16 protein-coding genes and 4 tRNA genes are annotated in these 17,329 nt (G+C 66.7%); 19 read left to right on the top strand and 1 reads right to left on the bottom strand.

Translation table 11 applies throughout. The annotated features are described in order from the left end of the window. Nucleotides 1–135: 135 nt before the first annotated feature. The 5 genes from IPJ87_09445 (at nt 136) to pyrF (ending at nt 7,721) form a co-directional block, all read left to right on the top strand. A complete protein-coding gene (locus IPJ87_09445; GenBank protein ID MBK7942080.1) occupies nt 136–2,328 on the top strand; it encodes a glutamine synthetase III in 2,193 nt (730 codons plus the stop codon). A gap of 117 nt (nt 2,329–2,445) precedes the next feature. Next, nucleotides 2,446–4,470, top strand: coding sequence for an OmpA family protein (locus IPJ87_09440; protein ID MBK7942079.1), 2,025 nt, complete (start codon nt 2,446–2,448; stop codon nt 4,468–4,470). A gap of 57 nt (nt 4,471–4,527) precedes the next feature. Next, on the top strand, nt 4,528–5,700 hold the full coding sequence (locus IPJ87_09435; GenBank protein MBK7942078.1) for a phosphoribosylformylglycinamidine cyclo-ligase: 1,173 nt from the start codon (nt 4,528–4,530) through the stop codon (nt 5,698–5,700). Between the two features lie 91 nt (nt 5,701–5,791). Continuing rightward, complete coding sequence (gene prfA / locus IPJ87_09430) at nt 5,792–6,874, top strand: peptide chain release factor 1 (GenBank protein ID MBK7942077.1); 1,083 nt, start codon at nt 5,792–5,794, stop codon at nt 6,872–6,874. Nucleotides 6,875–6,902: 28 nt separating this feature from the next. Beyond that, on the top strand, nt 6,903–7,721 hold the full coding sequence (pyrF, locus tag IPJ87_09425) for an orotidine-5'-phosphate decarboxylase (protein ID MBK7942076.1): 819 nt from the start codon (nt 6,903–6,905) through the stop codon (nt 7,719–7,721). Here pyrF and IPJ87_09420 read toward each other — a convergent pair. Continuing rightward, nucleotides 7,708–8,592: a DUF4350 domain-containing protein gene (locus tag IPJ87_09420; GenBank protein ID MBK7942075.1), complete on the bottom strand. Its 885-nt coding sequence runs from the start codon at nt 8,590–8,592 to the stop codon at nt 7,708–7,710. The two genes, pyrF and IPJ87_09420, sit on opposite strands and share 14 nt — an antisense overlap. Before the next feature lie 129 nt (nt 8,593–8,721). Here IPJ87_09420 and IPJ87_09415 point away from each other — a divergent pair, with 129 nt between their 5' ends. The 14 genes from IPJ87_09415 (at nt 8,722) to IPJ87_09350 (ending at nt 17,236) form a co-directional block, all read left to right on the top strand. Next, nucleotides 8,722–10,128 (top strand): DUF2851 family protein, encoded by a 1,407-nt coding sequence (locus tag IPJ87_09415; protein MBK7942074.1) that lies wholly within the window; start codon nt 8,722–8,724, stop codon nt 10,126–10,128. Nucleotides 10,129–10,131: 3 nt separating this feature from the next. Further along, nucleotides 10,132–10,362, top strand: coding sequence for a PspC domain-containing protein (locus IPJ87_09410; GenBank protein MBK7942073.1), 231 nt, complete (start codon nt 10,132–10,134; stop codon nt 10,360–10,362). Nucleotides 10,363–10,422: 60 nt separating this feature from the next. Then, entirely contained in the window at nt 10,423–11,124 is a 702-nt protein-coding gene (locus tag IPJ87_09405; GenBank protein MBK7942072.1) for a two pore domain potassium channel family protein, read from the top strand. 429 nt (nt 11,125–11,553) lie between these two features. Next, nucleotides 11,554–12,456 carry an SDR family oxidoreductase gene (locus tag IPJ87_09400; protein MBK7942071.1) on the top strand — a complete coding sequence of 301 codons (903 nt, stop codon included), beginning with the start codon at nt 11,554–11,556 and terminating at the stop codon, nt 12,454–12,456. Between the two features lie 33 nt (nt 12,457–12,489). After that, entirely contained in the window at nt 12,490–13,428 is a 939-nt protein-coding gene (locus tag IPJ87_09395) for a helix-hairpin-helix domain-containing protein (GenBank protein ID MBK7942070.1), read from the top strand. After that, complete coding sequence (locus IPJ87_09390; GenBank protein ID MBK7942069.1) at nt 13,428–13,958, top strand: adenine phosphoribosyltransferase; 531 nt, start codon at nt 13,428–13,430, stop codon at nt 13,956–13,958. Before IPJ87_09395 ends, IPJ87_09390 begins: the two co-directional genes overlap by 1 nt. Before the next feature lie 6 nt (nt 13,959–13,964). Continuing rightward, on the top strand, nt 13,965–15,107 hold the full coding sequence (locus IPJ87_09385; GenBank protein MBK7942068.1) for an acyl-CoA dehydrogenase family protein: 1,143 nt from the start codon (nt 13,965–13,967) through the stop codon (nt 15,105–15,107). Between the two features lie 61 nt (nt 15,108–15,168). Continuing rightward, a complete protein-coding gene (locus IPJ87_09380; protein MBK7942067.1) occupies nt 15,169–15,360 on the top strand; it encodes a 30S ribosomal protein S21 in 192 nt (63 codons plus the stop codon). 68 nt (nt 15,361–15,428) lie between these two features. Next, complete coding sequence (locus IPJ87_09375) at nt 15,429–16,316, top strand: tyrosine-type recombinase/integrase (GenBank protein MBK7942066.1); 888 nt, start codon at nt 15,429–15,431, stop codon at nt 16,314–16,316. A 16-nt stretch (nt 16,317–16,332) separates the two neighbouring features. After that, entirely contained in the window at nt 16,333–16,629 is a 297-nt protein-coding gene (gene raiA, locus IPJ87_09370) for a ribosome-associated translation inhibitor RaiA (GenBank protein ID MBK7942065.1), read from the top strand. A 171-nt stretch (nt 16,630–16,800) separates the two neighbouring features. Then, nucleotides 16,801–16,873 (top strand) — tRNA-Thr (locus tag IPJ87_09365). Between the two features lie 14 nt (nt 16,874–16,887). Continuing rightward, nucleotides 16,888–16,973: transfer RNA gene (locus IPJ87_09360), tRNA-Tyr, on the top strand. 56 nt (nt 16,974–17,029) lie between these two features. Continuing rightward, nucleotides 17,030–17,102: transfer RNA gene (locus IPJ87_09355), tRNA-Gly, on the top strand. A gap of 62 nt (nt 17,103–17,164) precedes the next feature. Beyond that, nucleotides 17,165–17,236, top strand: a tRNA-Thr gene (locus tag IPJ87_09350). The last annotated feature ends 93 nt before the right edge of the window (nt 17,237–17,329 follow it).

Here is a 17,329-nt window from a genome sequence, read left to right as displayed (position 1 = left end):
TTCACCTGGACTTCTGTGGATTTTTTCGGTGTACCCCCTCCCTGATGAACAGGATGTTCGTAAGATAATAGGTTCATTCTTGAGCAGTACCCCCTCCTTGAAATACCTTCGCCGCCTGAAACACCCCTCTTTTCGATGTCCACCCCCCATTTGCGTTCGAAGGCCCAGGAGGATGTGCTGAACCGGGAGCCCCGCCCGGTGGACCCCCCCAGCATGCGCATCAGCGAGTACTTCGGCGCCAACGTCTTCGGCGAGGAGGCCATGCGCATGTTCCTCACCGAGGAGGCCTACTTCGCAGTACGACAGGCCATGACCCATGGCAACCGCATTGACAGGAAGCTGGCGGACCAGGTGGCCAGCGGCATGAAGGAGTGGGCCGCCAGCAAAGGGGCTACGCATTACACCCACTGGTTCCAGCCCCTCACGGGCACCAGCGCCGAGAAGCACGACGCCTTCTTCGAGCCCATCGGCAACGGCCGCAGCATCGAGCGCTTCGACGGCAGCATGCTCGTGCAGCAGGAGCCCGACGCCAGCAGTTTCCCCAGCGGGGGCATCCGCAACACCTTCGAGGCCCGCGGCTACAGCGCCTGGGACCCCGGCAGCCCCGCCTTCCTCATCGGCCGCACGCTCTGCATCCCCAGCATCTTCATCAGCTACACCGGCGAGGCGCTGGACCACAAGATGCCGCTGCTCCGCGCCATCAAGGCCGTGGACGAGGCCGCCACACCCATCTGTCAGTGGTTCGACAAGGACGTCACCAAGGTGACCTGTACCCTGGGATGGGAGCAGGAGTACTTCCTGATCGACGAGGCCCACTACTACGCCCGTCCGGACATCATGATGACCGGCCGCGCCCTTTTCGGCCACAGTCCAGCCAAGGGCCAACAGCTGGAGGATCACTACTTCGGCAGCATCCCTGAGCGCGCCCAAGCCTTCATGCGCGATTTCGAGACCGAGTCCCTGAAGCTGGGCATCCCGGTGAAGACCCGCCACAACGAGGTGGCCCCCAACCAGTTCGAGTGCGCCCCGGTGTTCGAGGAACTCAATCTCGCCGTGGACCACAACATGCTGCTGATGGACGTGATGGAGAAGACCGCGCGCAAGCACCGCTTCCGCGTGCTTTTCCATGAGAAGCCCTACGCAGGGGTGAACGGCAGCGGCAAGCACAACAACTGGAGCCTGGCCACCAACACGGGCAGGAACCTCCTCCGCCCAGCGAAGACCCCGAAGGAGAACATGTTGTTCCTGACCTTCTTCGTCAACACCATCGCGGCCATCGACACCCATGCCGATGTGCTGCGTGCCAGCATCGCCAGTGCCAGCAACGACCATCGCCTTGGTGCCAACGAGGCGCCGCCGGCCATCATCAGCGCCTTCATCGGCGAGCATCTGAGCAAGCTGCTGGACGAACTGGAGAAGAACGTGAAGAGCACCATGAGCCCGGCCCTGAAGACCGAGCTCAAGCTCGACATCGGCCGCATCCCGCCGGTGATGCTCGACAACACCGATCGCAACCGCACCAGCCCCTTCGCCTTCACCGGCAACAAATTCGAGTTCCGCGCCGTGGGCAGCAGCGCCAACTGCGCCGGGGCCATGACCGTGCTCAACACCATCGTGGCCCAGCAGCTTGTGGCCTTCCGCAAGAGCGTGGACGCCATGGTGGAGAAGGATGTGAAGCGCGATGAGGCCATCCTACGCGCGCTCCGCGACCTGATCGTAGCCAGTAAACGCATCCGCTTCGAGGGCAACGGCTACAGCGACGAGTGGAAGGTAGAGGCGAAGAAGCGTGGCTTGAGCAACATCCCTGACACACCACGCGCGCTGGACGTATGGGGTCGCAAGGAGACCAAGAAGCTCTTCGCCGACATGGGGGTGCTCAGCGAGGTGGAGCTCGATGCCCGCCATGAGATCGAGCTGCACAGCTACATGCTGAAAGTGCAGATCGAGAGCCGCGTGGCCGGCGACCTGGCCAAGAACCACATCGTGCCCACCGCCATCTCCTACCAGAACCGTCTGATCGACAACGTGAAAGGGTTGCGCGAGGTGCTCGGTACCGAAAAGGCGAAAAAGGCATCTGCCCCCCAGGTCGCCCTCATCGAGGAGATCAGCGAGCACATCGGCAGGATCTTCGCGCTGGTCGGCCAGATGATCGAGGCTCGGAAGAAGGCCAACACCATCGAGGACGCCCGGGAGAAGGCCATCGCCTACTGCGACAAGGTGAAGCCCTTCCTGGACCAGATCCGCTACCACAGCGACAAGCTGGAGCTGCTGGTGGACGACGAGATCTGGCCACTGCCAAAGCTGCGCGAGCTGCTCTTCACCCGTTGAGCCACCCGTATACCGGGGCCGCTGCGCTGTACCCGGCAGCCTTGGGTATCCAAGGCGGAGGTGCCAACATTTGCTTACTTTCGCCCGGAACCAACCGGACTTATCCTGCACGATCCGATGCGTACACGCCTGTACCTGGCCTGCCTCAGCGCCGGCCTGCTGTTCTCCACCGTGGCGATGGGCCAGACCAAGCTCGCCGAGGAAGCGGATGCAGCCTTCAACAAGGGCTACTACTTCAACGCCATCGAGCTCTACAAGAAGGCCTACACCACCGAGAAGAAGGCCAGCGACAAGGCCGCCCTCATCTTCAAGGTGGGCGAGTGCTATCGCGTGCTCGGCGATGCCCAGCAGGCCGCCGTGTGGTACGAGAAGGCCAACAAGGCCCAGTACTCCGACCCCATCACCTACTTCCACCTGGGTGAGGCCCTGAAGGAGCAGGGCAAGTACGCCGAGGCCATCGCCGCCTACAACAAGTACAAGGAGAAGAACCCCGGCGACACCCGCGCCGACGCCGGCATCAACGCCTGCCAGGTGGCCCAGCAGTGGAAGGACAATCCCAGCCGCTACAGCGTGGACCCCGAGGTGCTGCTCAACTCCCAGCAGTACGACTTCACCCCCGGTTTCAGCGACAAGAAGAACGAGGACGTGGTGTTCACCAGCACCCGCGCCGCCAGCACCGGCACCAACACCGACCAGATCATCGGCGAGGCCTTCAGCGACCTCTTCGCCAGCAGCCGCGACAAGCTCGGCAAGTGGAGCGAGCCGGTGAAGCTGCCCCCCAGCATCAACACCGAAGGCAATGAAGGCGCGCCGACCTTCAACGCCAAGCGCACCATCATGTACTTCACCCGCTGCGCCTTCGAGAAGAACAAGGTGCACGGCTGCGAGATCTGGATGACCAAGAAGGTGGGCAGCAACTACAGCGAGCCCGAACTGCTCGCGCTGGCGCCTGCGGCCACGGGCAAGGAGAGCAAGCAGGACACCTCCGTGGTCACCATCGGCCATCCCGCCCTGTCCCCCGACGACCAGACCCTCTTCTTCAGCAGCAACATGAAGGGCGGCAAAGGCGGCAAGGACATCTGGATGGTGAAGCTGGACAAGGACGGCAAGCCCGTGGGCGCCCCCACCAACCTGGGCGGCGAGATCAACACGAAGAAGGACGAGATGTTCCCCTTCGATCGCCAGGACGGCAGCCTCTATTTCAGCAGCGACGGCCACCCGGGCATGGGCGGCATGGACATCTTTCGCGCCGAGAAGACCGGCGACAACACCTGGGGCCAGGTGGAGAACGTGAAGTATCCCATCAACAGTCCCGCGGACGACTTCGGGATCATCTTCGACGGTGAGGAGGAGCGGGGTTACTTCACCAGCAACCGCCCCGGTGGCAAAGGCCAGGACGACATCTGGCGCTTCTACATGCCCGACCTGGTCTTCGCCCTCCAGGGCACGGTGTACGACAAGGAGACCAGCACGCCGCTGCCCGGCGCCAAGATCGAGGTGGTGGGCACCGACGGCACCAGCTACAACGCCCTGGCCGATGACAACGGCGGCTTCACCTTCGCCGAGAACGGCCGCGACCGCTTCATCAAGGAGAACACCACCTACACCATCCGCGTCAGCAAGGACGAGTACCTGGTGGTGAACGACCAGATCACCACCGTGGGCCTGGATGAGAGCACCACCTTCGTGAAGGAGTACTTCCTGCAGCCCGCCCGCAAGGACGTGGTGATCAAGATGCCCGAGGTGCAGTACGAGCTGGGCAGCTTCGCCCTCACCCAGGCCGGCAAGGACTCCCTGGAGTTCCTCTATGCCACCCTCACGGAGAACCCCACCATCGTGATCGAGCTCGCCGCCCACACCGACTCGCGCGATAGCGATAAACGCAACCAGGTGCTCTCGGAGAACCGCGCCAAGAGCTGCGTGAACTACCTCGTCAGCAAGGGCATCGACCCGGCCCGGATGCAAGCTGTGGGCTATGGTGAGACCAAGCTCCGCATCAGCGATGCCGAGATCGCGAAGATGAAGACCAAGGAGGAGCAGGAGGCCGCCCACCAGATGAACCGCCGCACCGAGTTCCGCGTGCTCAGCTTCGACCACGTGCCCAAGGAGCAGACCGCACCCGCACCGGCGCCCAACAACTAGCCACGATCGATCACGGAACGCATCCGCCATCCGGTGGGTGCGTTCTTCTTTTCCACCATGAGCACCACCGATCGCTATGCCCGGCGCGGCGTCTCCTCCGGCAAGGAGGAGGTGCACTCGGCCATCGCCCACCTGGACAAGGGCCTCTTCCCCAAGGCCTTCTGCAAGGTGGTGCCCGACACCCTCACCGGCAGCCCCGACCACTGCATCGTGATGCACGCCGACGGCGCCGGCACCAAGAGCGCCTTGGCCTATGCCTACTGGCGCGAGACGGGCGACCTCACCGTGTGGCACGGCATCGCCCAGGACGCCGTGGTGATGAACCTCGACGACCTGCTGTGCGTGGGCGCCACCGACCACATCCTCCTGAGCAGCACCATCGGCCGCAACAAGCGCCTGATCCCCGGTGAGGTGGTGGCGGCCCTCATCGACGGCACCGAACGTTTCCTGCAGGAGATGCGCGATCAGGGCATCGACATCCGCAGCACCGGCGGCGAGACCGCCGACGTGGGCGACCTGGTGCGCACGGTCATCGTGGACAGCACCGTCACCTGCCGGATGCGGCGCGAGGCGGTGATCGACAACGACCGCATCCAGGCCGGCGACGTCGTGGTGGGTCTCGCCAGCACCGGGCAGGCCAGCTATGAGCGCAGCTACAACGCCGGCATGGGCAGCAACGGCCTCACCAGCGCCCGCCACGACGTGTTCGCCAAGGCGGTGGGGGAGACGTACCCCGAGACCTACGACCCCGGCACCCCGAGCGAGCTGGTGTACAGCGGCCAGGCCCGGTTGACCGATCCCCTGGAGGGCACTCCGCTCGACCTCGGCCGGGCCGTGCTGTCGCCCACCCGCACCTACGCCCCCGTGGTGAAGCGGGTACTGGAGGGCCTGCGCGCCGACATTCACGGCATGGTGCACTGCAGCGGTGGCGCCCAGACCAAGGTGCTGCACTTCGTGGAGGGCCTGCGCGTCATCAAGGATGACCTCTTTCCCACGCCGCCGCTCTTCGCCACCATCCAGCGCATGAGCGGCACCGACTGGCAGGAGATGTACAAGGTCTTCAACATGGGCCACCGCCTGGAGTTCTATCTGCCAGCCACCCGTGCTCAGGAGGTCATCGCCATCGCCACGTCCTTCGGCATCGACGCGAAGGTCATCGGCCGGGTGGAGGCCGCGCCCGCCAAGGAGGTCGTGCTCACCAGCCCGCACGGGGTCTTCACCTACACCTGATCCACGCCCTGCACTTTTTCACCCCCGCACCTCTCCACCCTCGCACCCCTCCACCTCCTCCGCGACTCCGCGCCTCCGCGGCTGAACCATCATGTCCGATCTCCTTTCCAAGCTCTCCGCCCTGTACGACCGCCGCAGCGAGATCGGCAAGCAGCTCGCCGACCCGGCCGTGATCGCCGACCAGCGGAAGTTCGTCGAGCTCAACCGCACCTACCGCGACCTGGAGCCCATCGAACTGGCCTTCCTGCGCTTCCGCAAGCTGCACAGCGACCTGGCCGGCGCCGAGGAGATGCTGCGCACCGAGAAGGACCCCGATCTGCTGGAGATGGCCCGCGCGGAGCGGGATGAGCGAAGAGCCGCCATTGAGGCCATGGAGGAGGAGGTGCGCCTGATGCTGGTGCCCAAGGACCCCAATGACGCCCGCCACTGCACCGTGGAGGTTCGGGCCGGCACTGGGGGCGACGAGGCCAGCCTGTTCGCGGGCGACCTCTTCCGCATGTACACCCGCTACGGCGAGGGCCGTGGCTGGAAGGTGGAGGTGGTGGACGTGAGCGAGGGCACCGTGGGCGGCTACAAGGAGGTGATCTTCAACGTGCTGGGCGAGGGCGCCTACGGCACCTTGAAGTTCGAGGCCGGGGTGCACCGCGTGCAGCGCGTGCCCGCCACCGAGGCCAGCGGCCGCATCCACACCAGCGCCGCCACCGTGAACGTCCTGCCTGAGGCCGAGGAGACCGATGTGGAGCTCAAGGAGAGCGATGTGAAGATGGAGACCGCCCGAAGCGGCGGTGCCGGCGGCCAGAACGTGAACAAGGTGGAGACCAAGGTGCGCCTCACCCACCTGCCCACCGGCATCGTGGTGATGTGCCAGACCGAGCGGAGCCAGTTGGGCAACCGACTGAAGGCGATGCAGATGTTGCGCACCAAGCTTTATGAGGACAAGGTGCGCGCTCAGGAGGCCGCCGTGGCCGCCCAGCGCAAGAGCCAGGTGAGCAGCGGCGACCGCAGCGCTAAGATCCGCACCTACAACTACCCACAGAGCCGCGTCACCGACCACCGCATCGAGTTCACCGCGCACAACCTTCCCCAGCTGATGAACGGCGAGCTACAGCCCCTCATTGATGCCCTTCAGCTCGCCGAGCGCACCGAGAAGCTGCAGGCCGAGGCCGGGCTGTGAGCAGCCGATCGGCCGAACTTCGCCCCCGATGACCCGCGCCGTCCTCGTCGACCTCATCCACCAGCGCCGAAGCCTGCTCTGCGTGGGCCTCGACACCGAGGCCCATCTGCTGCCGGACCATTTCCGCGCCGAGAGCCACCCCGTGCGCGCCTTCAACGAGGCCATCGTGGAGGTGACACATGACCTGGCCGTGGCCTATAAGCTCAACCTCGCCTTCTATGAGGCCCTGGGCGATCAGGGCTGGCCGGACCTGGAGGCCACCATCGCCTTCATCCGCAGCACCGGCCCCAGCTTCATCATCGCCGATGCCAAGCGCGGCGACATCGGCAACACCGCCCGCAAGTACGCCGAGGCCTTCTTCGACCGGCTCGACGTGGACGCCGTCACCCTCTCGCCGTACATGGGCCGCGACAGCATCACCCCCTTCCTGAGCCGGCCGGGGAAATGGGCCGTGGTGCTCGGCCTCACCAGCAACCCGGGCGCGGACGACTTCCAGCAGCTACCGGTCTACGGTCAACGCCCCTTGTGGAGCACCGTGATGGACCGTTGCGCCACCTGGGGCGGGCCCGATGAGCTCATGTTCGTGGTGGGCGCCACCCGTCCCGAAGTGCTCGCCGAGGCGCGCCGCACGGCGCCCGGCCACTTCTTCTTGGTGCCCGGCGTGGGCGCCCAGGGCGGCGACCTCGATGCCGTGCTCCGCGCCGGCCTCACCGCCGACGGAGGCCTGCTGATCAACAGCAGCCGCGGCATCCTCTACGCCGGACAAGGCGGGGAGGCCCTGCCCGCCGCCCGCCGCGAGGCCCAGCGCCTGCAGCAGGTGATGGCCCGCGCGCTCAGCGGCGCGTGAGCCAGCGCAAGGTCCCGCGCAACAAGGCCACGTTACCCCGCGCCTGCGGATGGTTCATGCCCACGGGCTTCCGCTCAGGTCCGGCCAACTGCGCGCTGAACATCGCGGCCTCACCAAAGAGCACCATGCGACCCTGGCCGAGCTCGAGCGCGGCGCCCTGCACCCAGCCTTCGCCCGAGCGTTGCGATGTGCCATCGGAAAAGCTCCACGCTGTATCCGGCTCCAGAAGGGTCCAGTCCGGGCCCAACTCCAGCAGGGGGTGTGCATCCGGGGCCAGCCTGAACGCACTGCCCGTGAAGGTGGCCACCGTGTCCAGCCCGGCGGCCGGTCCTTCGGCCAGCAGCCCCTGCCCGCTGGTGAAGAGGTCCAGGGACCGCTGCGGCTCTCGCATCGCGAAGCAGTTGCTCACGGTGAAGCCGAAGGCCTCTGCCAGCTCCGAGGCCGCGCCGGCGAACGGCATGTGGTCCGCCAGCAGAAGCAGCGCCCCCCCGCTCTCCACCCATTTGCGCACAGCGGATACCTCCGCATCGGTGAAGGCCGACGGTGTGGGCAGTGCCCATTGCTCGGCGTTCGAGGGATGCAGCGCGTTGGCGATCACCAGCACGTCCACCGCGTTCAGCGCCTCCGGAGCGAACACCCTGTCCCACGTGCGCACACGATGACCATCGGCCTCGGCCACACGCGTGAAGCCCTGGTAGCGGCCGTCGCGGGTGTGCAAGTTGCCGTGCGCCTCATCGATGGCCACCACTGCGCCCTTTTCTGGAGGGAACGCCGCATCGCTGAAGACCGGGCGAAAACCGGGATCCGCCACCTGCTGGGCCATTAGCCCACATGTGTTGAGCAACCCGAGGAGGACGAGCGACGTGCGCATGCCGCCAAGCTATCGCCCTTCATCGCGCGCTCACCCTGAAGGAACCCACGTTCCGTGGATCGGTGTGCGGTCGGTCCCCACGGATCGTTATCTTATCCGTCGTTCATTTGATCTGAAATCCGTCAAGCCATGCTCCTTCATCCACAGGCATCACCCCAGGTGTGGCGCTCCGCACCCGCCCACGTCCCGCTGCACGTGGTGCGCGACCCCGAGGCCGCCGCACCGCACGACCTGCTCCTCGATCCGGCCTTCCCATACGGGGAGGACCTGCTGCAGTTCATCTGGGAGGCCCAGCTCTTCGACCGCCACGGCCTGCGCACGGTGGACGGCCGCCCGGTGGAGGTGCTGCACCCCGGCCGCATCCAGCGCGATGCCGGTCCCGACCTGCGCGATGCCCGGCTGCGCATCGGCGGCCTGGAGTGGGCCGGCACCGTGGAGGTGCATGTGCGCAGCAGCGAATGGGCCCGCCACGGCCACCAGCATGATCCCGCCTACGAGAGCGTGGCGCTGCACGTGGTGTATGAGCACGACGCCGAGGCGCGCACGGTCGGCGGCCGCATGCTGCCCACCGTGGAGCTGCTGCCCCGCGTGAGCACCGCCAGCCTCAGCCTGTTCGCCGGCCTGTTGCGCGGGCGCGGGGCCGTGCCCTGCGCCGCCCACCTGCCCCCGGCCGAGCCCGAACGCCTGCACACCTGGCTGGAGAGCGTGCTGGTGGAACGCCTGGTGCGCCGTACCGCCGCCGCCGAGGAGCTGTACGGTCTGCTGCAGCGCGACAGCGCCGCCCTCGCCTGGCACCTGCTGTGCCGCGCCTTCGGCCAGCGCGCCAACGCCGAGCCCTTCGCCATGCTGGCCCACGCCCTGCCGTGGAGCGTGCTGCGCCGCGTGCGCGACGACGCCTTCCGGGTGGAGGCCCTCGTCTTCGGCCAGGCCGGGCTGCTGCAGGTGGACTTCGTGGACGAGCACCCGCGGCGCCTGCAGGCCGAGCACCGCGCCTTGGCGCGCCTGCACGGCCTTCGTCCGGCCCCCGTGGCCGCGTGGACCTTCGGGCGCCTGCGCCCCGCTGCCTTCCCCACCGTGCGCCTGGCCCAGCTGGCCGCCCTGGTGGCCCGCCTCAGTGGCGAGCTCACCGACCTGGCCGCCGCGCCCGATGTGCCCGCGCTGCGGCGTCTGCTGCAGGCCGAGCCCACGCCGTACTGGACCACGCACTACCGCTTCGACCACGCCACGCCTCCGCGCCCCAAGCCCCTCGGGGCCGCCACGGTGGACCAGCTCATCATCAACGCCGTGGTGCCGCTGCTCTTCGTGCTGGGCCGCGCCCGCGGCGACCAGGCCCTGCGCGACCGCGCCATCGCCCTGCTGGAACAGCTACCCCCCGAGCACAACACCGTGCTGGCGCAGTGGACCGAGCGGGGGGTGCAGGTGGATTCCGCCGCCCGGGGCCAGGCCCTGCTGGAGCTGCAACACCAGTACTGCACCCCTCGCCGATGCTTATCTTGCGGCTTCGGACGCCACCTTTTGCGCGGCACGCGTCCTTAGGCCATGATCGACCGCATCAAGACCACCTTCGAACGCCAGGCCTTCGGGGTTTGCGCCTGGTGGGGCGACAAGCTCAACATCAAGACCGAGCAGGTGCGGCTCAGCTTCATCTACCTCAGCTTCGTCACCGCCGGTCTCAACCTGGTGGTCTACCTGGTGATGGCCTTCGTGCTGGCCCACAAGGAGCGCATCAAGCGCCCCTTCGCCAAGCGCAGCACCGTGTGGGAGCTGTAGGACGGACCATCGTGACGGGCATCACGCGCCGGGTCGGGCACCGGCATCTACCTTGGGGCCATGCGCAGCACGGTCCGCAAGCTCATCATCGGGCGGGGTCAGCGGCCCGGTGAGCGGCATCCCACCATCGCCCGGCGGTGGGACAACCTGCGTGCCATCTGGGACAACACGTTCGAGGAGGACGCCGGCCTGGAAAAGCTCGTGCGGCTGCTGCTCGCCGCCAGTCAGTTCCTCTTCCCTGGTATGTACATCAAGCACCTGTTCTGGCGCAAGGGTCCCCTCTACCAGGACTTCGCCATCGAGCTCCTCGTGCTGGCCAAGACCTTGCTTCCGCTGGTGGTGCTGGTCCTGGGCTGGGAGCGGCATCCCCTGGCGCTGGTCCTCGTGGTTTGGCTCATGGCCGAGACCATGCTGTACATCCCCACGCTCATCTTCGCTTCGGACGCCTTTGCTTCGCCCCGCAGCTACCGCCGCAGCAAGCTGCTCATCTTCCTCAACTACCTGGAGGTGGTGTTCAGCTTTGCCGTGCTGCACATGGCCATGCAGGCCATGAACCAGCCCATCGCCCGGTGGACCGACGCGGTGTACCTGAGCTTCGTGGTCACCAGCACCATCGGGTTCGGCGAGTACTTCCCGGTCACCGGCTGGGGAAAGTTCGTGGTGACGGTGCAATCGCTCTTCTACCTCAGCTACATCGCCCTCTTCATCAGCTTCTTCAACATGGGCAACACGAAGGGCTATTTCGAGGACCTCCGCAAGTGAGGAGGGGCGGGACCGGTGCGCGGGTTACCAAGGGTGTTCCCGCCCGGTCCGGTCCGTGGGAAGGCCGTGCAAGCCTCTCCCTGGCGCGGGAGTTAGGCGCGCATGGGCCCGAGAGCGGGAAGGCCGTCCTCCCGTGCCTTCGGCACCGTGCCCAAAATCGCGCAAGTCTTCCCGCGCCCTGGGTTCGCGCGGGGCGACTTGTGCGGAGGATGCCTGTCGGCCAGCCGCCGACGAGCCTCGCGAAGTCTGTGACTTCGCCACGCTAGGCTTCCTCCAACCGCAGCAGGCAGGCATCCTGCGCACAGCGTAAAGATAGTCCTGCTCGATCCGCATGGAATGCCGCTCGATCGCGCCCGTGCATACCGCCGGAGTTCCCGGTCATTGGGGTTGGTGTGAAGGATCACGCCCCAGGCCCTTTCTTCGCACCGCATGCGCATCCTGATCACCGGGAGCAACGGCCTGCTGGGCCAGAAGCTCGTGGCCGCCCTGCGGAACGACCCCACTGTGGCGCTCACCGCCACCAGCCGCGGTCCCGACCGCAGCCCCGACCCCCTGCACGACCGCTACCGCGCCCTCGACATCACCGACGCCGCCGCGGTGGACGCCGTGTTCGACGTCGTGCGCCCCGAGGCGGTGATCCACACCGCCGCCATGACCAACGTGGACGCCTGCGAGCTGGACCCCGCGGCCTGCCACCTCCAGAACGTGACGGCCACCGCGCACCTGGTGCGTGCCGCGCGGCGCCACGGCAGCCACTTCATCCACCTCAGCACCGACTTCATCTTCGACGGCGCGGCCGGTCCCTACCGTGAGGAGGACGCCCCCGCCCCCTTGAGCGTCTACGGCCACAGCAAGCTGGACAGCGAGCGGGCCGTGCGGGAAGGCGGACTGGCGAAGTGGGCCATCGCCCGCACCATCATCGTGTACGGCGTGGCCCCGGGGCTGAGCCGCAGCAACGTGGTGCTGTGGGCCAAGGGCGCCCTGGAGAAGGGCGAGCCCATCCGCGTGGTGGACGACCAATGGCGCATGCCCACCCTGGCGGAGGACCTGGCCGAGGGCTGCATCCGCATCGCCAAGCAGGGAGCCACCGGCATCTACCACCTCAGCGGTCCCGATGGCATGAGCATCCTGGAGCTGGTGCACCGCGTGGGCCGCTTCTTCGGTCTGAAGGTGGACGGTGTGCTCCCCGTGAAGAGCAACACGCTGGGCCAGCCCGCCAATCGGCCGCCGCGCACGGGATTCGTGCTGGACAAAGCGCGCCGCGAGCTGGGGTATGCACCGCGCGGTTTCGAGGCGGGATTGGCCGTGGTGCGCGACCAGTTGGTCGGTTGATCCGGATCATTACCTTGGTGCGGATCCCGCACCATGCGTCGTGCCCGATGGATGGACGCCTTCAGCATGCACCGCGCCGAGCGGCGCGGCCTCTTCGTGCTGGTGCTCACCATCGCCGCCTTCGGTGCGTGGATCGCGTGGATGCGGCAGCGACCGCCCGATCCCGCGCTGCTGGCCGCCGCTGAAGCCCAACTGGCCACCTGGCTCGCCGAGCAACAGGCCGCCGACAGCTTGCGCGCCCGGTCCGCCGACGCGGCCCCGGCGGCCGACAGCCTGTTCGCCTTCGACCCCAACACCGCCACCGAGAACGATTGGCGCCGCTTGGGCCTGAGCGAACGGCAGGCCCGCGGGGTGCTGAGCTACATCGCCCACGGCGGCCAGTTCGAGCACAGGCAGGACCTGGCCCGCCTGCGCAGCCTGCACCCCGACCAGGTGGCGCGCCTGCTGCCCTTCGTGCAGCTGCCCGACCGGCCGGAGGGTGGGGGAGCGGCCCGCGCGGAACGCCGCTGGCCGCGGGACAGCACGCGCATCTGGACCCGCACGGAGCGGCCCGCACGCCCGGAGCGCGTCGCGCTGGAGCTCAACGGCTGTGACAGCGCCGCCCTGGTGGCCCTGCCGGGCGTGGGACCGTCGTTCGCGCGCGGGATCCTGCGCTACCGCGACCAATTGGGTGGATATCATAGCCTGGACCAGCTGGCAGAGGTGTACGTGCTGAAGGACAAGCCCGAGGCGCTGGCGCAGCTGCGCACCCTGCTGCGGGTGGACACCGCCCTGGTGCGGCGCGTGCCCATGAACAGCGGCACGGTGGAGGAACTGGCGGCACACCCCTACCTGCGGTGGAAGCTGGCCAAGACCCTGGTAGCCTATCGCCGCCAACACGGCCCGTTCCGCACGGTGGACGACCTTCGTGGCTGTGCGCTGGTGGATGAAGGGACGCTCCGTACTTTCGCGCCCTATTTTTCCGTGAAGTAATGCTTCTACAGGACCGGTTGCAGGCCGCCATCCGGGCGGTGCCTGACTTTCCCAAGCCCGGGATCCTGTTCCGCGACATCACCCCGGTGATGGAGGACCCCGCCCTGAGCCAGGCGGTGGTGGACGGCTTCATGGAGCGGCTGCACGGTCGCCCCATCGACGCCATCGCCGGCATCGAGAGCCGCGGCTTCCTCTATGGCATGCCCCTGGCGCTGAAGCTCGGCGTGCCCTTCGTCACCGTGCGCAAGAAGGGCAAGCTGCCCCACCGCACGGTGAGCACCAGCTACGCCCTCGAGTACGGCACGGCCGAGATCGAGATGCACGTGGACGTGGTGCGGCCCGGCATGCAGGTGCTGGTGCACGACGACCTGCTGGCCACCGGCGGCACGGCTGCCGCCGCCGCCGACCTCGTACGCATGCAAGGTGGCCGTGTGGCCGCCTTCACCTTCGTCATCGAACTCTCCGCCCTGGCCGGTGTTGAACGCCTGCGTCCCTACGACGCCGACATCATCCGCCTGGTGACCTATTGAACCCGAATGGAATTCACCACCACCGAGAACCAGACCCTGATCGCGCAGTCGGTGCGCGACCTGTGCGAACGTGAACTGCGCCCCCACGTGATGGACTGGGACGAGCGGCAGTACATGCCCATTGACCTGTTCAAGCAGCACTTCGGCCCGGCCGGCATGCTGGGCGTGCTGGTGCCGGAGGCATACGGTGGAGCGGGGCTGGGCTATTTCGAGTACATCCACACCATCGTGGAGACGTCGCGCATCTGTGGCAGCATAGGCCTCAGCGTGGCGGCGCACAACAGCCTGTGCACGGGCCACATCCTCAGCTTCGGCAGCGAGGAGCAGAAGCGGCGCTGGCTGCCCAAGCTGGCCAGCGGCCAGTGGCTGGGCGCATGGGCGCTCACCGAGCCCAACACCGGCAGCGACGCCATGCGTATGAAGTGCACGGCCCGCCAGGAGGGTAACGAGTGGGTCCTGAACGGCGCCAAGTGCTGGATCACCCACGGCATCAGCAGCGATGTGGTGGTGGCGATCGCACGCACTGGCGAACTCCTGGACAGCAAGGGCATGACCGCATTCGTGATCGAGCGCGGTACCAAGGGCCTGAAGGCAGGCAAGAAAGAGAACAAGCTGGGCATGCGCGCCAGCGAGACGGCGGAGGTGATCTTCGAGGATTGCCGTGTGCCGCAGGAGAATGTGCTGGGCGAGGTGGGGCAGGGTTTCCAGCAGGCCATGAAGGTCCTGGACGGCGGCCGCATCAGCATCGCGGCCCTCAGCCTGGGCATCGCCAAGGGCGCCTACGACGCCAGCGTGAAGTACGCCAAGGAGCGCCAGCAGTTCGGCCAACCCATCGCCAACTTCCAGGCCATCTCCTTCAAGCTGGCCGACATGGCCACCCGCATCGAGGCCGCCGAGCTGCTCACCCAGCAGGCCGCCGATCTCAAGAACCGCGGGAAGAAGATGACCAAGGAGAGCGCCATGGCCAAGTACTACGCCAGCGAAGTGGCGGTGTGGGCCAGCAACGAGGCGGTCCAGATCTTCGGTGGCTACGGCTACACGAAGGATTTCCCCGTTGAGAAGTTCTACCGCGACAGCAAGCTCTGCACCATCGGCGAGGGTACCAGCGAGATCCAGAAGCTGGTGATCAGCCGGGAGGTGCTCAAGTGAACCCATTTGCATAGATCAACGAGGACGCTATCTTTGCGCCCCCTTCGAACAAAAGGACCCCATGCTGATCATCCCTGTCAAGGAAGGCGAGAGCATCGACAAGGCGCTCAAGAAGTTCAAGAAGAAGTTCGAGCGCACCGGCACGATGCGTGCCCTGCGCCGGCGCCAGAGCTTCACCAAGCCGTCCGTAGAGCGCCGCAAGGAGATCATCCGCGCCGCCTACAAGCTGAAGACGTACAGCGTCGAGCAATAAGCCCGAACGCTTCGCCGTACTGATAGGCGAAGGGTCCATCCGGACCTTTCGCCTATCTTGCTTTCCGGATGTCCGTCGACCGCTTCCTGGAGCACCTGGCCTACGAGAAACGGTGCAGCCCCCACACCCTGGCCGCCTACCGGCGTGACCTTCGGCAGTTCGCCGACCACCTGGCCGCCCGGGGGTCCGACGGGCTGGACAGCGCGCAGGGCGGCGATGTGCGCGCGTGGATCATGCAGCGCTTGAGCGATGGCGCCGGGGCCCGCACGGTGAACCGGCAATTGAGCGCGCTGCGCGCCTACTACCGCTTCGCCCGCACGGTGGGGGCGGTGGAGGGCGACCCCACGGCGCTGGTGGAGCCGCCCAAGCAGCCCAAGCGGTTGCCCACCTTCGTGCCGGAGGGCCACATGGCCCCCCTGTTCGACCCCGCCGGTCCGGCCGCCGGGCTGCGGCCCGAGGAGCGGCTGGTGCTGGAGCTGCTCTACGGCACGGGCATCCGCCTGGCCGAGCTGCTGGGCCTGACGCCTGGTGCGGTGGACCTGCACCGGGGCACCATCCGTGTGCTGGGCAAGCGCAACAAGGAACGCATCGTACCCCTGCCGGACGGAACGCTCGATGCCGTTCGCGTGTATCTTTCCCAGCGGCCGACCACGGACCCTGCGGCGCCCCTGCTGGTGGGGCCCACCGGGGAACCCCTGGCGCGGCGCAGCGTACAACGCCTCGTGCAACGCGTGCTCGCCACCGTGACCACACAAACGAAACGAAGCCCCCACGTGCTGCGGCACACCTACGCCACGCATCTTTTAGAGCACGGGGCCGACCTCAACGCCGTGAAGGAGCTCCTGGGCCACGCCAACCTGGCGGCCACCCAGGTGTACACCCACAACACGGTGGAGAAGCTCCGCAAGGTGCATGCGCAGGCCCACCCGCGTGGCGGGGGGCAGGAAACCCCATAAACGACCTCAGCAGATCATGAACGTGAACGTGCATTCCATCCATTTCGACGCTGACAACAAGCTGGTCGGCTTCATCCGCGAACGGCTGCAGAAGCTGTCCCTGTTCCACGACCGCATCCTCAGCAGCGAGGTGTTCCTGCGGCTGGAGCATGACGGGGAGGACCGCCGCAACAAGGTGGTGGAGGTGAAGATGGCCGTGCCCGGCCGGGAGCTCTTCGCCAAGCGCCAGAGCAAGAGCTTCGAGGAGGCCACCGACCAGGTGGCCGAGGCGATCCGGCGTCAGCTAGAGCGCTCGAAGACCCGCGCCAAATAACCTTGGGGTGCCGGCCCGATGGGCCGGCGCACCGCGCCAACAGGGCTCCGCCGAAAGCGGGGCCCTGCGCATGTTTGGAGGTGCCGGGAAGTTTCCTACATTTGCAGGCCCAATTCCCGGGGAGGCCTCTCCGGGAGGTGGGTGAAAGACGTTCTTTCGCTTGCTGTACGTGCCAATGTAGCTCAGCTGGTAGAGCAGCTGATTTGTAATCAGCAGGTCGGGGGTTCGAATCCGTCCATTGGCTCCGTGATCGGAACAGGGGAGATACCCAAGTGGCCAACGGGGGCAGACTGTAAATCTGCTGCTTCACAGCTTCGTAGGTTCGAATCCTGCTCTCCCCACCACATCACTCACGGAGCCAAGGAGCCCGGCCTGCCTCACCGATCGGCCTTCCTTTCAAGCGGGAGTAGCTCAGTTGGTAGAGCATCAGCCTTCCAAGCTGAATGTCGCGGGTTCGAGTCTCGTCTCCCGCTCTTCCACGATCGAGGAGGTCCGGGCGCCGAAAGGTCCCGCTCCTTCTCCGACCAGAACATCGGCCTTTGTAGCTCAGGGGTAGAGCACTTCCTTGGTAAGGAAGAGGTCACGGGTTCAATTCCCGTCAAAGGCTCCGCCGGACCGGCTGCGGCTCCATCCCGCCCCAAGCGGGGAGGCACGTGCGACAGGTGAACGGACAGATCGACAACAGAACACCCATAACGAC

It is taken from the genome of Flavobacteriales bacterium (assembly GCA_016713875.1).
GTDB lineage: Bacteria > Bacteroidota > Bacteroidia > Flavobacteriales_F > PHOS-HE28 > PHOS-HE28.
This window is presented reverse-complemented; position numbering and strand designations above follow the sequence as displayed.

What these genes read in the sequence shown, in the direction of transcription:
- IPJ87_09445 (MBK7942080.1), top strand. Translation starts at nt 136, where the DNA reads ATGTCCACCCCCCATTTGCGTTCGAAGGCCCAGGAGGATGTGCTGAAC.
- IPJ87_09440 (MBK7942079.1), top strand. Translation starts at nt 2,446, where the DNA reads ATGCGTACACGCCTGTACCTGGCCTGCCTCAGCGCCGGCCTGCTGTTC.
- IPJ87_09435 (MBK7942078.1), top strand. Translation starts at nt 4,528, where the DNA reads ATGAGCACCACCGATCGCTATGCCCGGCGCGGCGTCTCCTCCGGCAAG.
- prfA (MBK7942077.1), top strand. Translation starts at nt 5,792, where the DNA reads ATGTCCGATCTCCTTTCCAAGCTCTCCGCCCTGTACGACCGCCGCAGC.
- pyrF (MBK7942076.1), top strand. Translation starts at nt 6,903, where the DNA reads ATGACCCGCGCCGTCCTCGTCGACCTCATCCACCAGCGCCGAAGCCTG.
- IPJ87_09420 (MBK7942075.1), bottom strand. Translation starts at nt 8,592, where the DNA reads ATGCGCACGTCGCTCGTCCTCCTCGGGTTGCTCAACACATGTGGGCTA.
- IPJ87_09415 (MBK7942074.1), top strand. Translation starts at nt 8,722, where the DNA reads ATGCTCCTTCATCCACAGGCATCACCCCAGGTGTGGCGCTCCGCACCC.
- IPJ87_09410 (MBK7942073.1), top strand. Translation starts at nt 10,132, where the DNA reads ATGATCGACCGCATCAAGACCACCTTCGAACGCCAGGCCTTCGGGGTT.
- IPJ87_09405 (MBK7942072.1), top strand. Translation starts at nt 10,423, where the DNA reads ATGCGCAGCACGGTCCGCAAGCTCATCATCGGGCGGGGTCAGCGGCCC.
- IPJ87_09400 (MBK7942071.1), top strand. Translation starts at nt 11,554, where the DNA reads ATGCGCATCCTGATCACCGGGAGCAACGGCCTGCTGGGCCAGAAGCTC.
- IPJ87_09395 (MBK7942070.1), top strand. Translation starts at nt 12,490, where the DNA reads ATGCGTCGTGCCCGATGGATGGACGCCTTCAGCATGCACCGCGCCGAG.
- IPJ87_09390 (MBK7942069.1), top strand. Translation starts at nt 13,428, where the DNA reads ATGCTTCTACAGGACCGGTTGCAGGCCGCCATCCGGGCGGTGCCTGAC.
- IPJ87_09385 (MBK7942068.1), top strand. Translation starts at nt 13,965, where the DNA reads ATGGAATTCACCACCACCGAGAACCAGACCCTGATCGCGCAGTCGGTG.
- IPJ87_09380 (MBK7942067.1), top strand. Translation starts at nt 15,169, where the DNA reads ATGCTGATCATCCCTGTCAAGGAAGGCGAGAGCATCGACAAGGCGCTC.
- IPJ87_09375 (MBK7942066.1), top strand. Translation starts at nt 15,429, where the DNA reads ATGTCCGTCGACCGCTTCCTGGAGCACCTGGCCTACGAGAAACGGTGC.
- raiA (MBK7942065.1), top strand. Translation starts at nt 16,333, where the DNA reads ATGAACGTGAACGTGCATTCCATCCATTTCGACGCTGACAACAAGCTG.